Origin of the sequence: Streptomyces vulcanius (assembly GCF_042653945.1) — a bacterium.
Lineage (GTDB): Bacteria > Actinomycetota > Actinomycetes > Streptomycetales > Streptomycetaceae > Streptomyces > Streptomyces mangrovi.
The window spans coordinates 74,059-88,661 of sequence record NZ_JBHSFK010000048.1; the positions used below are offsets into that span (position 1 = coordinate 74,059).

Sequence of the window (14,603 nt, forward strand, 5' to 3'; positions counted from 1 at the left end):
ACCGCCGGCCGGGACTGCGCTTCGGGCTACTCCCCGCCGGTGGCGCGGAGTCGGTGTTCAGGCGCCGAGGCCGCCGTCGACCGGCACGATCGCGCCGGTCACCATCGAGGCACGGTCGCTGAGCAGCCACGCGGCGACCTCGGCCACCTCGCGGGGCTCGGCCATGCGGCCGAGGGGGGTCGCCGCCTTGCCGGCTTCGATGATGCCCGGGGACGCCGCCTCCCACGCGTCGATCATCTCCGTGGCGGTGCCGCCGGGGGTGATGCCGTTCACGCGGATGCCCTGACGGCCCCAGGTCACGGCCGCGGTCTCGGTGATGCTGTTGAGGGCCCGCTTCATGGCGCCGTACGCGGGGAGGGCGGGGTTCGCGCGGCGGCTGCCGATGCTCGACGTGTTGACGATCGCTCCGCCGCCGCCGCGTCGTATGAGTGCGGCCTCGGCGGTCATGGCGGTCCAGTGCGAGCGGAAGTTCACGGCGAACTGCTCGTCGATGTCCTCGTCGCTCGTGGTGTCGAGCGGACCGGGCCGCTGGATCACCGCGCCGTTGTTGAAGGCGCCGTCGAGCCGTCCGTGCAGCTCCTCGACGCGGTCGACCGCCGCGCGGATGCTCGCGCGGTCCGCGAGGTCCATGGTGACGGCGTCGGCGACGCCTCCGTCGGCGCGGATCTCGGTGACGATGTCGTCGAGGGCCTTGGTACTGCGGGCGGCGAGCACGACCGCGGCGCCCTCGGCGGCGAAGAGCCGGGCCGCGGCGGCCCCGATGCCGCGGCTGGCGCCGGTGATGAACACGACCTTGCCGGTGAGCAGGCCGACGAGTGCGCTGTCGGTGGTGTTCGTGTTGTTCGTGTTGTTCGTCATGGCAACAGCGTCCGGCCGGCTGCCGGCCGGATACAGGCACAGGCTGTACCAGGATCCGCCGCCGCGCCGCGCGCACACTGGGCGTATGGACAAACAGGAGCTCGGGGCGTTCCTCCGCAGCCGTCGCGAGCGGCTCCGGCCGGAGGACGTCGGCCTCCCCTCCGGACCGCGACGCCGGACACCGGGTCTGCGCCGTGAGGAGGCCGCGGTCCTCGCGCACATCTCCACGGAGTACTACGTCCGGCTCGAACAGGGCAGGGCACCGCGGCCGTCGGGCGAGGTCCTCGCCGGGATCGCGGGCGCGCTGCGGCTCACGGACGCCGAGTCCGACCACCTCCACGTCCTCGCGGGTACCGCGCCGACCCGTACCCGGCTGCACCGGCGCGACGTCCGCCCGAGCATCCTCGCGCTCCTGGAGCGGATACCGCAGACGGCCGGCTTCGTCATCTCCGCCGCGTTCGAGGTGCTCGCGTGGAACGACCTCGCGGCCGCGCTCATGGAGGACTTCGCCGGGCTAGCCCCCAAGGACCGCAATCTCGCGCGCCGGGCGTTCCTCGGGCCGACGCACTCCGACGCGACGCTGTACGGGATCTCCGACGCCGCCGAGTTCCGGCACCACGTCGTCATGGAGCTCCGCGCCACCCTCGCCCGCTATCCGACGGATCCCGCGGTGACCGGCCTCGTCGACGAACTCCGCGACGCCGGCCCCGACTTCGCCCGGCTCTGGGAGCGGCACGACGTGCAGGCCGCGCCGATGCTCACGAAGACCTTCCGCCACCCGGTCGTCGGGGAGATCACCGTCGACTGCGACACGCTCACACTCGCGGACCGCGACCAGCACCTCGTGCTCTACAGCGCGCCGACGGGATCCCCGGGCGCCGAGGCGCTGGCCCTTCTGAACGTGCTGGGAGCCGAGGCCGGTGATCATCGCCAGGACGCGGCGACCACGTAGGCCACGTACGGCACCAGGACGGCGGGCAGGGTGAGCAGTCGTGGCCTGAGCGCCAGGCCGGCGTACCGGACGCGCAGGACGTCGTAGAGCAGGAGCAGCAGCAGGACGATCCCGCCGAACAGGAACAGCCCGATCAGCACGAACCCGCTGTCCTCGATCTGGTCGTACGAGCATCCGCGCAGGCCGGACCGGCCGTAGTCGTCCATGTCGCAGTGGCCGTGAGCGGCGTACCAGCGGGCGCAGAGGAGCGCGGGCAGCGTGGGAAGGCCGATCAGCAGATGCACCAGCAGGGGTACGCCGTAGCGGCGGAACCGCCCCCGGATCATGTCCCTCCCTCACGGGCGTTCGATGGATGCCGACGACGCGTGCCGACGGCCCGTCGTCACACGGTAAGCGCTGCTTGCGCGGGAAAGCCGACGAGTTGGCCACGCGCAGCGATCAGGCCGGGAAGCGGGCTCGGACCTCCCAGCCGGGGCCCGTCGGGTGGGGGCCCGTGTGGAGGTGGCCGCCGAGGGCGGTGACGCGTTCGCGGAGGCCGATGAGGCCGAAGCCGCCGCCGCGGGCCTCGGCGGGGAGCTGGGTGCCGCCGTGGCCGTCGTCGCGGACGGTGACCTCCAGGTGGCCGGCGGCGTGGCGGAGGCCGACCGTGACCGTGGTGGCGTCGGCGGCGTGGCGCCGTACGTTCGTCAGGGCCTCCTGGACGACACGGAACGCGGCGGCCTGCACCTCGTGGGGGAGGTCGGCGGGGAGGGACGGGTCGCGGCACAGGGTGACGTGCTGGGCCGGGGTCGCGAAGGTGGTGGTGAGGTCGGTGATGGCGGCCAGGTCGCCGGCCGGGCGGCGGTCGGCCTCCTCGCCCGCGTCCCGCAGCACACCGACCGTGCGGCGCATCGAGGACAGGGCCTGGGTCGCGGCGCGTTCGATGCCGGCCAGCACCGGATCGAGATCCTGGGGATCATGGGGGTCCCGGGGGTCATGGGGATCCTGGGGGCGGGTCGCCGCCATCATGCGGGCCATCTGGGTCTGGACGAGGATCCCGGTCACGTGGTGGGCCACGAAGTCGTGCAGGTCGGCGGCGATGGCGAGGCGTTCCTCGCGGCGGGTGTCGGCCACGGCGACCGTACGGCGGTAGTCCAGGGAGCGGAGGTACGCGGCGAAGGCGGCCACCAGGCCGACCAGGATCAGGCCGACCAGGGCGAAGCCCGACGCCTCTCCCGACCCCAGCTCCCGGTAGTACCGCAGCGGCGTGGTCAGCATCGCGACGACGTCCAGCGCGGCGCACGCCGCCGACCATCGGGGCGGACAGTGCCGTACGGCGATGAAGAGCAGGCAGAGCAGAACGGCCACCTCGCCCGGCCCGAAGGGGGCGTTGCGGTGGAGGACGTACGCGGTCGCCGTATAGAGGAGCGAGACCAGGGCCGGTACGGCGGTGCGGAGTTGCGGGGTGAGCCAGGCGGGGCGCCGGGCCGCCGGCCACAGCACGGCCGTCACCCCGACCGCCAGCACGGCCGCCGGACGCCACAGGGGGTAGCCGATCTCGCTCGCCGCCGCCAGGTCGACGAGCGCCGTCGCCAGCAGCGCGCCGACGGCGGCGCCGCGCGCGCAGCCCTTCAGCCATCCGGTTCTCATGCAGCTCACGGTAGGCGCGCGCGACGATCACGGTATCGGCCGAATGGTCGAGGAAGGGGCAGATGTGGGCTGATACCGTCCCGTCCATGCCCGACACCCGGTTCCTCGTCGGCTTCGCGGGCGGCGCGGCGGCGGTGCTGGCCGCCTTCGGCGTCGTCACGCATTTCATCGCCCGGACGGAGTCGACCACCACCCTCGACCGGTACGACACCGTCCTGGTCGACGGCCACCGGGCGCTCGCCCCGAACATCGTCGCCGGCCGCACCGAGAGCCTGTACCACCCGCTGCCGTGGGTCGGCACGGACGTGCGGGTGTCCTGCCCGACCGGGCTCACGGCGGTCGAGGGGACCCGGATCACCTGTACGGGCAGGCGGACGGACGGGACGACGGTGGACATCCCGGTGCGGGTGGTGGAGGTGGCGGGGGCGCGGCTGACCTGGCGGTTCGAGCGCTGACCCCGGCACCGGCACCGGCACCTTCACCGTCACAGCACGCCTCGCAGCTCCCCCCTCCGCCGTATCCCCAGCTTCCGGTACGCGCTGGTCAGATGGGTCTCGACCGTGCGGCGGGCCACGTGCAGGGACTTCGCTATCTCCGTGTTCGTACGGCCCCCCGCGGCGAGTTCCGCGATCCGGCGCTCACTGCTGGTGAGGGCGGCGGATCCGGTGTGGGCGGTGCCGGCGCGGCGGGCGCCGGCCGTGCGCAGGGCCTGGTCGGCGGAGCGCAACAGGCGTGCGCTGCCGAGGCGTTCGGCGCGTTCGGCGCCCTCGCGGAGGTACTCGCGGCCCCGGGCGCGTTCGCCGGCCTCGGTGAGCTGGAAGCCCTGGGCGAGGAGGGAGGCGATGAGTTCCGCCTCGGCCGGTGAGCCCCGCAGGACGGACACCGCCTCGTCGCCGAGTTCCAGGCCGCGCCGGCCCTGCGTCGCCCGGCTCAGGACGCGCAGGGCGCGGCCCACCGTGCGCGGGGTGCCCCAGACCCGGGCCAGGCGCAGCTCCTCCTCCGCCAGCACCAGCGCCTCCTGCGGGCTGCCCAGGGCCAGCCGGCACTCCGCGGCGGCCGTCCGCCACGGGGTGACGACCGGGCTGAGCACCGCCCGCGCGGACTGCCGGCGACCGCACTCCAGGAAGTCGTGCAGGGCGCCGGTGACGTCCCCGTCGGTGTACCGCAGCACTCCCCGCGCGTAGAGGAAGCGGTTCAGTTCCCAGGAGTCGGGGGCCTCGCGCAGGTCGAAGCCGTGGGCGAGGCGCCGGGCCTCGTCGGTGCGGCCCGTCTCGACCAGGGCGAGCAGGACGTGCGCGTCGGCGTTGCCCGGCCCGGATCCGGGTGCCGCTCCGGGTGCCGCTCCTGGTTCGGGCCCTGGCCCGGGCCCGGATCCGGATCCGCGTGCGCGGGTGGCGGGGCGGCCCGTCCAGGCGGCGAGCAGGGTGTCGTAGTCGCCCCTGGCCGCGGCGATGTCCCAGCGGGTGTCCAGCAGGGCCTGTCCCATCGGGTGCAGAAGGGACGGGCGCTGCCCGGCCAGGCCGCGCTCCACGAGGCGTTCCGCGTCGTCGAGCTGGTCGGCCCACTGGGCCACGACCGCGGCCGTGCCCAGCAGGAACGGCTCCGCCATCGGGTCGGCGGGTTCCGTGAGCAGGGTGCGCAGCCGGCTCATCGCCTCCTGCGCGCCGAGATCGCCGGCCGTCGCCGCGTAGCGCACCAGCAGGGCCTGGCCGGCGGCGCCGACCAGTTCCGGGGAGCGGTCGGCGGTGTCGGCGAGCCAGCGGTAGGCGTCCCGGCGGACGGTCTGGTCGCGGTCGGAGAGCAGCGCGGACGCCGTCTGGAGGGTGCGGGCCAGGTCGGGGTGGCCGGTCAGCCGCTCCTCCAGACCACGCAGCACGTCCACCGCCGTACGGACCTCCCCGCGGCCCGCGAGCGCGGTGGCGAGGGCGATGGCCGTACGGACCCGGTCGCGCGGTTCGGCGGGCAGGTCGAGCGCCTCGGAGAGACGCGGGATGCCGCCCGGGGTGTCGGCGCAGGCGTACTCCAACGATCCGAGCTCGGTCAGCAGGCGCTGGCGCAGATCGTCGGGGAGGGGTTCGCGCAGGGCGCGGCGCAGATAGCCGACGGCGTCGGCGGTGCGGGCCGCGCGCAGGGCGACGGTGCCGGCGTCGCGCAGCACGCGCAGCGCCCAGGGCAGGCCGACGGGTGCGCAGCCCAGCAACTGCCGGGCCACCGCCTCGGCTCCCTCGCCGCGCCGCAGCATCGCCTCGGCGACGGCCCGGTGCGCGCCCTGCCGGCGGGCGGCCGACCAGCCCGCGAGTACGGCGTCCCGCAGGAGGGGATGCGCGTAGCGGGGCCGGCCGGTGGCGTCCGGTCTGAGCATCCCGAGCCGCGTCATCGCGGTGAGCCACCCCGCGACCCGAGCGGAATCGGCTCCACATGCCTCGGCAAGCAGCCCGGCGACGCTGTCACTGACACCGATGTCAACAACGTAACCGCCGGCTTCCACCCCACCGGCCCCCAGGTACGCGGCACCCGCGGAGTACACCCCCGCATCCACCTGACCGCCGCCCCCGGCAACGGCGACGACCTCCGAGGAGCGCGCCGTGGCGGGACCGGGGGCGCCTGCCCCGGAGGGGTCTGAAACGCCTGCCCCGGCGACCTCTGCGGAGGCCGCACCGGCGACCTCTGCCGGGCGGTACGCGGGTGGCAGGCCCGCGGCGGGAGGAGTCGCCGCCGTGGGCCACGCCGCGGCGGACGTGTCGGCGGTCGCCGTGGGAGGGGTGGCGCCCGCCGCCTGTTCCAGGGCTGCCAGGGTTCTCGCGACCTCCGCCGTCGCCGTGCCCGCGTTGTCCAGCCACCAGGAGACGGCGGCCGGGTAGGAGCCCGGGTACAGCGCGGCGCAGGTCTCCGGGACGGGTGCCGTCGTGGGGGCGCCGGCGAGGTCGTCGAGGAGGGCGTGCAGGAGAAGGGGGTTGCCCGCGGCGGCGCGTACGCAGTCCGCCGTCCAGTGGGGCGGAGCGGTGGGGAAGGCAGCGCGGACCAGCTCGGCCGACGCGGCGTCGGAGAGCGGGGCGAGGGTGTGGGTGCGGATCAGGGACGGGGTGAGGGCGTGGGTGAGTCCAGGGGGCTGGGGGTCGATGTCGTACTGGCGTCGCTCGGTGACGACGAGCAATACCGGTAATCGGTCGAGTCGGCGGGCGGCCTCCAGCAACCAGCGCCGCGAGGCGTCGTCGGCGAGGTCGACGTCGTCCACCGCCACCAGTACCGGGCCCTGGGCGGCGTACGAGCGCAGCAGCCGCCAGAGCCGCGCCGCGGTTCCCCGGTCGTCCAGGCCGGGCTCGACGTCACCGGCGAACTCCGGTACGGGGCCGAGGAGATGGAGGACCGAGGAGAAGGGCAGGGCGGTGTCCTCGGGGGAGCAGCGGGCCCGCAGCACCCGCATTCCGCGCGCCGCGGCGTCCGCCGCCGCGGCCTCCAGCACCGCGGAACGACCGGTTCCGGTGGCACCGCGCAGCAGGACCAGCCGACCACTGCCACCCCGTGCCCGCTCAGCCTCCGCCGCAAGCAACGCATACGCATCACCCCGCTCCCCCAAGCCCCCGACAACCCCGGTCACCCCAGCTGCCCCACTTGGCCCGACGGACCCGGATGCCCCGGATACCCCGGCGGACTCGGCGGAGTCGGTTGGCCCGGTGAGCCCGGCAGAGTCGGTTGGCCCGGTGAGCCCGGCAGAGTCGGTTGGCCCGGTGAACCCGGCGGACCCGGCCGCCCCGGCGGACCCGGCCGCCCCGGCAGAGTCGGTGGGCCCGGCAGACCCGGTTAGCCCCACGGGCCCTACGGACCCCACAAACCCAACGGACCCTGCTGCCTTGGACAGCCCGGCGGCCCCAGCGGACCCGGTAAGCCCCACAGTCCCGGCAGACCCGGCAGACCCAGGCGCCCCGGCCGCCCCGATGGACCCGGCCGCCCCGATGGACCCGGCCACCCCGGCCGCCCCGGTGAACGCGGCCAGCCCGGTAATCCCGACCGCCCCGGCAAACCCAGCCGCCCTGGCAGACCCGGCCGCGCCAGTTGACCCGGTCGCCCCGGCAAACCCGTTGGATTCGGGTGTTGTGGTCATCTCTGCCTCCTCCGTCGTACCGCTCGTACGACCGCTGTGGCGAGGCTCACGTGGAACCCCTGTTTCGACCGACCAACCCCCGTTGACCCCGTTGACCGCAGTGACCTGCGGTCATTCATGCACCCCGTGGTGTGGTGCGCGCTGCTCTCGTGGTCCACCTCGTGGTGGTCCACGATTGCGCCGCCCCGTACGTCACAGAACTCTGGAACCGACCCACCCGCCCCCGGTTCCCACCGACCGGCGGGACCGTGAACATGGGGGACTCGGTTGCTCAACTCACCCCGGACACCGGACAGCGGCGCCGTGCCGACGCCGACGCCGACGACCAGACGGCGTGTACCCGTCGCCGTGCTGGCCACCGACCCCATCTCCCGCGAGGGCGCGGTCAGCCAGCTGCGCGGGCGCCCCGAGCTCGAGATCCGCGAGGAGCCGACGCCGGTCCCCGGCACGGTCGCGCTGCTCGTCGAGGACACCCTCGACGAGGCGGCGCTGGCCCGGCTGCGCCGGATCGTGCGCACCGAGGGCACCCGTGCCGTGCTCGTCGTGGGAACCATCCGCGAGACCGAACTCCTGGACGTCATCGAGTGCGGCGTCGGCGCCATCGTCTGGCGCCGCGAGGCCACCGCGCACCGGCTGGTGCAGGCGGTGACGGCCGCGGCGCGCGGCGACGGCGACCTGCCCGCCGATCTGCTCGGCCGGCTGATCAGCCAGGTCGGCACGCTGCACCGGGGCTCGGCGGGGCGGCCGGGCGCGCCCTCACTGGGCCTCGCGCCACGAGAGGTGGACGTCCTGCGGCTGGTCGCCGAGGGCCTCGACACCGGAGAGATCGCCAGCAAGCTGTCCTACTCCGAACGAACAGTCAAGAACGTGATGCACGGACTCACGACCCGCCTGCATCTGCGGAACCGGGCACACGCAGTGGCATATGCCCTCCGGGAAGGCTACATCTGACCGAACGGGCACTCGAAGGAGGACACGCGGGCAGCGTGTCGTGCCCGGCCTCCGGCCCCCGTGCGCCTGCGAATCAACGTGCCGCCGGGAGACGATGGAGCGGATAATCGGTGAACAGCTGCCGATGTACGGTGATTGAGGAGCGCGACGGTGATCCACGAGGTCGACGAGGTCCTCAAGGACCTGCTCGGCGGCGGCGCGCTGACCGGATCTGGCATCGATGTCTCCTTCGAAGCTCCCACGCGTGACTGGTCGGCCCGCCGCAACGCCCCCGTGGTGAACGCCTACTTGTACGACATCCGCGAGGACATTGCCCGTCGCCAGCGCGGGCAGGTACCCGTGCGCGACGAGCGTGATGTCGTAGTGAAGAGGCGTCAGCCGCCGCGTTGGTTCCGTCTCTCCTACCTTGTCACCGCCTGGACCAAGACGCCGCAGGACGAACACCGGCTGCTGTCCGCCGTGTTGGCGAACCTGATTCCGCGTGAGCTGCTCACCGCCGACGAGCTGCCCGGTTCGCTGGGCGCGTTGGGGCTCGCCATCCCGGTGAGCGTGGCCGGCGTGCAGACCGAGTCCCGTTCGCTGGCCGAGATCTGGTCCGCCCTCGGCGGTGAACTCAAGCCCTCCCTCGACCTGGTGGTCACGGCGCCCTTCCCGGCGTACCCCGAGTACGACGCCGGTCCGCCGGTCACCGAGGGCGCGGCGGTCCGCGTCGGCGGGATCGACGGCGATCCGCCGCAGAGCGGCGAACGGGCCCACCGCCCCCACCAGGTCGCGGCGGCCCGCAGCGCCCGCAAGGCCCGCCAGTGACCACGACGGCGGACCGCGATACCGGAGCACCCACCGGCGCGCCCACCGAAGCACCCACCGATTCCTCGGCCCTGCTCGCCCGGCTCGCCGCCCTCCGGGAGCGGGTCGGCGAGTTCGTCGAGGCACGGGCCGCCGGGGATCCCACCGCCGCGGATCCGCTGCGGGGGCTGTACCTGTCGGAGGAGGCGGTACGGCACCTGCTGCACCGGGCTCCGGAGATCCCGGTTTCCGGAACGCCGGTGGCAGGGCACGCGGCCGACCGGCTCACCGCCCTCGCCGACCGGCTGCGGCTCACCGAGTTCGACGTCGCCGTCCTCCTCATCGCGCTCGCGCCCGATCTGGACCGGACCTTCGAGCCGCTCTACGGCTATCTCAACGACGACGTCAGCCGCCGGCGGGCGACGGCCGGGCTCGCCCTTGACCTGTGCGGGGCGCCCGCGCACCTCGCCTCGGCCCGCGCCCGCTTCCACTCCTCCGCCCCGCTCACCTCGTACGGGCTGCTGGAGGTCGAGGAGCCCGAACGGCCCTTTCTGGGCCGTTCGTTGGGCGTCCCGGACCGGGTGCTCGCGCATCTCCTCGGCGACGACAGCCCGGACGCCGCCCTGCGCGGACACCTCCAGCCGCTGCCGCACCCGCTGCCCGCCGACGACTTCGCCCGCCGGCTGGCCGAGCTGGTCTCGTACGCCCCCACCCGCGTCTATCTGCGTGAGCACCGCGAGGGTGACGGACTGGCCGCCGTGGCCACCGCCCTGGACGCGGCCCGGATGGACGCCCTCCGCTTCACCGGGCCCGTCGAACAGCTGCCCGGTCTGCTGCGGGAGGCCCGGCTCACCGGGCGGGCGGTCGTCGTGTCCGGGCTCCCGGACCAGCCGGCCGCGCTCGTCGCCGCGTTGACCGCCGCGCAGGACGTGACCGTGCTGATCGCCGACCCGCGCCCCTACGACCCGCACTGGTCGGCCGACGACCCGCTCGTCCTGGACGCCCCGCGCCGCCCGGCCGGCGGAACGGCCGCCTGGGAAGCGGCGCTCGACGCGCGCCTCGACTTCGACCTCGCCGCGACCGTCGCGCCGTACCGGCTCGGCGGCGAACGGGTCGCCCGCGCCGCGCTCGCCGCCCGTGCCCTCGCCGCCTTCGAGGGCGGCCCGCTCACCGCCGACCACGTACGCCTCGCCGCCCGCCAGCAGTCGGCGTCCGGTCTGGAGCGGCACGCCCGCCGCATCCGCCCCGCCGTCGGCTGGGAGGATCTCGTCCTGCCCGACCGCCCCCTCACCCAGCTCCACGAACTCGCCCTGCGCGCCCGCCACCGCGACCGCGTCCTCGGCGACTGGCGGCTCAGCGCGGGCGGCGGACGGGGGCGAGGGGTGCTCGGCCTGTTCGCGGGCGAATCAGGCACCGGCAAGACCCTGTCGGCCGAGGTGGTCGCCGCCGAACTCGGGCTCGACCTCTACGTCGTCCAGCTCTCCTCCGTCGTCGACAAGTACGTCGGCGAGACCGAGAAGAACCTGGAGCGCATCTTCACCGAGGCCGACCGCACCGACGCCGTACTGCTCTTCGACGAGGCCGACGCGGTCTTCGGCAAGCGCTCGGAGGTCAAGGACTCCCACGACCGGTACGCCAACATGGAGAGCGCCTACCTGTTGCAGCGCCTGGAGTCCTTCGACGGCATCGCGCTGCTCACGACCAACCTGCGCGCCAACATCGACGAGGCGTTCACCCGCCGGCTCGACCTGGTGGTGGACTTCCCGTTCCCGGACAAGGAGCAGCGGCTCGCCCTGTGGCGGCACGGGCTGGCCCATGTGCCGTGCGTCGAGGGGGTCGACCCGAGCCCCCTGGCCGACGCCTTCGAACTGGCGGGCGGCTCGATCCGCAGCGCCGTGGTCACCGCCGCCTACCTGGCCGCCGGACGCGGCGCGGAGGTCGGCGACGGCGACCTCCTCGAGGGCGCCCGCCGCGAATACCGCAAGGCAGGCCGCCTGGTCCCCGGCGAAGCCAACTGGTAGGACCCGGCTGAACCTCTCCTCTCCGCACTGCACTGCACTGCACTGCACTGAACCAACGACAGTTGAGGGCTGGCATGCTGGAGTCCTGGCGTTGAGAGGGGCTGGACGTATGCAGTGGGAGATCCACGGTGAGCGGCAGATCTACAGCAACCCTTGGGTCAATCTCTGGCTGGTGGATGTCCAGCAGCCCGATGGGCGGCGGTGGGAGCACCATGTCGTACGGATGCGGCATCTGGCGGTCACTGCGGTGGTGGATGACCAGAAGCGGGTGCTGATGATGTGGCGGCACCGGTTCATCACGGACACCTGGGCGTGGGAGTTGCCCATGGGGTTGATCGAGGCGGACGAGACACCGGAGCAGGCGGCCGTGCGCGAGGTCGAGGAGGAGACCGGCTGGCGGGTCGAGGGGGCCAAACCGCTGATCTATGGGCAGCCGGCCAATGGCATCACCGACTCCGAGCACTACGTCTTCCGGGCGGACGCTGCCTCGTATGTGGGTCCGCCGACGGAGAAGAACGAGTCGGACCGGATCGAGTGGATCCCGCTCAAGGACATCCGGGGGATGATCGACCGTCGGGAGGTCGTCAGCAGCGGCTCCCTTATCGGGCTGCTTTACCTGCTTCTGGACGAGGCGACGGCCGGTTAGGAAAGGGCTTCGCGCATCTTGGCTTCGAAGGCGATCACCGAGGTCTCGCGGGCGTATGGATGAAGTCGGGCGTGGAATTCGCGGACGTGGCCCGTTACGCGGGGTGATTCGACGCTGGTCGCCAGCTCCAGGGCGAGGCCGGCGGTGTCGCAGGCTTGATCCAGGGCACCCTGCTGGAGCTGGGTGGTGGCGAGCCAGAACGCGTGGAAGGCCCGCCCTCGCTGCTGGGTGGCGTTCTCGCGTCGCAAGCCCTCGGCGATGAGAGGCTCGGCCTTGTGGGGTTCACCTAGCTGGGCCAGGGCGATGCCGGTGTCGACGACAAGCTTGGTTTCGTCGAAGTAGCGCACCCACTGAGGTGCCGGGCCTTCGTCAGCTGCCCGTTCGAAGTTCTGGTGGGCTTTGTCGATGGCTTTGTAGCAAGCCGCGGCGTCGCGGAGCGACGCAAGGGCGAAGGCCTCGCGCATGTGCAGCATGGACATCACGAGCGCGGACGGTGCTGTGTCACGGGCGGTGTCCTGAGCGGCACAGGCAAGGGCAGCAGCTTCGCCGGCGCCACCCTCGTATGTGGCTAGCAGGCTCATGCAGGACAGGACGTTGGCGGTGAACTGCTGGTCGCCGATGTCTTTTGCGAGCAAGAGGGCCTGGGAGAAGTATGACCGCGCTGTGCTGTACCGGCGGGCGTCGAAGTAGGCCCACCCCGCGAGCCGCGCCAACTCGGCGGCCAGGGACTGCAGGCTGCGCTTGAGGCCACCGTCGGTAGTGCTGACGATGAGACGTTGGACATGGCGCAGCTGGCCGACTACGGCCGGGCGGAGGGCTGCTCCGCCGTGCTGGTCGTCGCGACGCCAGTAGTCCTCGATGGACGACTGGATCGCGGTCAGCATGGGGCGGGTGACGCGGTCTTCGTTGACGAGCGACAGGATGTCGTCGAGGCCCTTCATGCCGCCTCGGTCGGCTTCCTCCTCTTGCCCTGTTCGTGCCACCGAGGAGAGTTCGGGCTCGGTGACCATGGCTCGGGACGGGATTTCCCAGGGGCGGTGAGCGAGCCCAAGCATGGCGCCGGGGATGCGGAGTCCATCGGCGACGCGTTCGATGACGTCGATGTGAGCCAGTTTGCGTCGGCCGCTCATGATCTCGCCGACCCGGCTCGGAGTCATCCCGCACAGGGCTGCGATGCGGGAGGGATAGATCCCTGCTCGCCGACGTACGAGGTAGAAGATCGCGGCGAAGTCCCGGATCCGGCAGGCGTGCGCCATCTCCGGATCGTGCAGGAGCGCAGTGGGCAGCTCGCAGGGTCGTTCCGGGGCGGGCATCGTCGGATCCCCTCCCTCCGAGGGTTTCTGACATGGCGTGCGGTGATCTGGGCGTTCAAGGAGATTACCCATGTTGGGTAATCACCTGGGCCTTATTCGTAGCCCTTCCCCCGAGCCAACCTGATCTCGCGCTCGCAGCGAGTCTTCGGACATACGCGGGCGGGACCACTTGGACGCCTTCGCAGAGGCCGTCGGCTTCTCCTGGAGGAAGCGGTGCGAATGACGATGTTGCAAGACGCTTACGCAGATGGTGGAAGGCCGCTCCGATCCGACGAGCGGTCCTTCGGCAGCTGCCCGGCGGCAGCGGCTGCGGCCCGGCAGTTCGTGACGGGTGCCGTGGCTCACTGGGGCATCACGGAGCGGTCCGACGACATACAGCTCTGTGTCAGCGAGATGAGCACCAACGCCGTCGTGCACGCGGCATCTCAGTCCGGCTTCACCCTCCGCTTGCTCGCATGGGCCCGGTTCCTGCGTGTGGAGGTGGAAGACCACGGTGCCGGACTGCCGGTGCAGCGGGCGGCTCGCTTGGAGGGCACCTCTGGCCGGGGGCTGTTGCTGGTCGAGGCATTGTCCGATGACTGGGGCGTCGTTGACGGACAAGGCGGCAAGACGGTGTGGTGCGACTTCAGGCTCAAGCATGAGGCCGACTGGAGCGTGGAGCAGCTTGATGCCGCAGCCGCCCATCCGGTGCGGGAGTGGTGTGGCAGCGCCGTCGAGCACAAGGCCGCGTTACGGGTGCTGGGCGCGGGTGATCTGTCCGCCGTCACCACGTACGACGACGAAGCGCACTACGTGCTGTCCGCCCGTCCCATGCCAACCGCGTCGTTTCTGGAGTGTTCGCAGGGCATCGATCCGGAGGTGCTCCAGGCGGACAGCATCCTCTGTCACCGGCTGTCGCCCCGGAGCTGACGCCGATTCGGCCTCATACACGCCCGCCTCTACCCGTTAACGCTCACGGAAATCCTTCGGCCGTGGCGGAGGCGAGGAGCTGGCTGGTCCGCCCTGCCCCAGACCATGGAGAAGCCTGAGATGATCCAGCACCATGCCCTGCGGGGTATCAGCAGTGCCATTCCCGTCCGCATCTCGATGGACCGGACCTTACGCGTAAAGGTCATCGACGCCTGCGGCATGACCTGCACCTTCTGCCACAACGAGGGCACCCCCGTCGCAGCCGACAACCACGCCCGGCATACAGGCGACTTCGGAGCCGCCGGCCGCTCCGGCCGCGTTTCGCTCTACCTCGCCACAAACGGCGCACGTTTCGTCGCGGCGCCCGTCTTCCCTGACGAATCCTTCCGCTCGGCGCTGGTCCAGCTCCGCGAAGCACTCGGCTTCAACGAGGTTC

General features: G+C 72.6%; 12 protein-coding genes and 1 pseudogene. 8 read left to right on the forward strand and 5 right to left on the reverse strand.

Annotated features, from left to right (window positions below):
* Positions 1–57 precede the first annotated feature (57 nt).
* Positions 58–858 (reverse strand): SDR family NAD(P)-dependent oxidoreductase, encoded by an 801-nt coding sequence (locus tag ACFPIH_RS46940; RefSeq protein WP_381177260.1) that lies wholly within the window; start codon positions 856–858, stop codon positions 58–60.
* An 85-nt stretch (positions 859–943) separates the two neighbouring features.
* Between ACFPIH_RS46940 and ACFPIH_RS46945 the strand changes: the two genes are divergently transcribed.
* Positions 944–1,810, forward strand: coding sequence for a helix-turn-helix transcriptional regulator (locus ACFPIH_RS46945; RefSeq protein ID WP_381177263.1), 867 nt, complete (start codon positions 944–946; stop codon positions 1,808–1,810).
* Here ACFPIH_RS46945 and ACFPIH_RS46950 read toward each other — a convergent pair.
* Together ACFPIH_RS46950 and ACFPIH_RS46955 are read right to left on the reverse strand one after the other, a co-directional pair.
* A complete protein-coding gene (locus tag ACFPIH_RS46950; protein ID WP_381177266.1) occupies positions 1,783–2,136 on the reverse strand; it encodes a hypothetical protein in 354 nt (117 codons plus the stop codon). The genes ACFPIH_RS46945 and ACFPIH_RS46950 overlap by 28 nt on opposite strands.
* Before the next feature lie 112 nt (positions 2,137–2,248).
* A complete protein-coding gene (locus ACFPIH_RS46955; protein WP_381177269.1) occupies positions 2,249–3,439 on the reverse strand; it encodes a sensor histidine kinase in 1,191 nt (396 codons plus the stop codon).
* Between the two features lie 86 nt (positions 3,440–3,525).
* Between ACFPIH_RS46955 and ACFPIH_RS46960 the strand changes: the two genes are divergently transcribed.
* A complete protein-coding gene (locus ACFPIH_RS46960) occupies positions 3,526–3,894 on the forward strand; it encodes a DUF4333 domain-containing protein (RefSeq protein WP_381177272.1) in 369 nt (122 codons plus the stop codon).
* Positions 3,895–3,923: 29 nt separating this feature from the next.
* Here the strand turns inward: ACFPIH_RS46960 and ACFPIH_RS46965 are convergent, their stop codons facing one another.
* Positions 3,924–7,037 carry an AAA family ATPase gene (locus ACFPIH_RS46965; RefSeq protein ID WP_417801385.1) on the reverse strand — a complete coding sequence of 1,038 codons (3,114 nt, stop codon included), beginning with the start codon at positions 7,035–7,037 and terminating at the stop codon, positions 3,924–3,926.
* Between the two features lie 771 nt (positions 7,038–7,808).
* Between ACFPIH_RS46965 and ACFPIH_RS46970 the strand changes: the two genes are divergently transcribed.
* The 4 genes from ACFPIH_RS46970 to ACFPIH_RS46985 all read left to right on the forward strand — a co-directional run bounded on the left by ACFPIH_RS46970 (position 7,809) and on the right by ACFPIH_RS46985 (position 11,945).
* A complete protein-coding gene (locus ACFPIH_RS46970) occupies positions 7,809–8,492 on the forward strand; it encodes a helix-turn-helix transcriptional regulator (RefSeq protein ID WP_381177278.1) in 684 nt (227 codons plus the stop codon).
* A 150-nt stretch (positions 8,493–8,642) separates the two neighbouring features.
* Positions 8,643–9,299, forward strand: coding sequence for a Pvc16 family protein (locus tag ACFPIH_RS46975; protein WP_381177281.1), 657 nt, complete (start codon positions 8,643–8,645; stop codon positions 9,297–9,299).
* Complete coding sequence (locus tag ACFPIH_RS46980) at positions 9,296–11,299, forward strand: ATP-binding protein (RefSeq protein WP_381177284.1); 2,004 nt, start codon at positions 9,296–9,298, stop codon at positions 11,297–11,299. Before ACFPIH_RS46975 ends, ACFPIH_RS46980 begins: the two co-directional genes overlap by 4 nt.
* Before the next feature lie 109 nt (positions 11,300–11,408).
* A complete protein-coding gene (locus tag ACFPIH_RS46985) occupies positions 11,409–11,945 on the forward strand; it encodes an NUDIX hydrolase (protein ID WP_381177287.1) in 537 nt (178 codons plus the stop codon).
* Here ACFPIH_RS46985 and ACFPIH_RS46990 read toward each other — a convergent pair.
* Complete coding sequence (locus ACFPIH_RS46990; RefSeq protein ID WP_381177290.1) at positions 11,942–13,258, reverse strand: helix-turn-helix domain-containing protein; 1,317 nt, start codon at positions 13,256–13,258, stop codon at positions 11,942–11,944. The two genes, ACFPIH_RS46985 and ACFPIH_RS46990, sit on opposite strands and share 4 nt — an antisense overlap.
* Positions 13,259–13,477: 219 nt before the next feature.
* Between ACFPIH_RS46990 and ACFPIH_RS46995 the strand changes: the two genes are divergently transcribed.
* Positions 13,478–14,167, forward strand: a complete 690-nt coding sequence (locus ACFPIH_RS46995; protein ID WP_381177293.1) for an ATP-binding protein — start codon at positions 13,478–13,480, stop codon at positions 14,165–14,167.
* A 105-nt stretch (positions 14,168–14,272) separates the two neighbouring features.
* Positions 14,273–14,603 (forward strand): annotated as a pseudogene (locus ACFPIH_RS47000) (radical SAM protein); the annotation flags it as partial.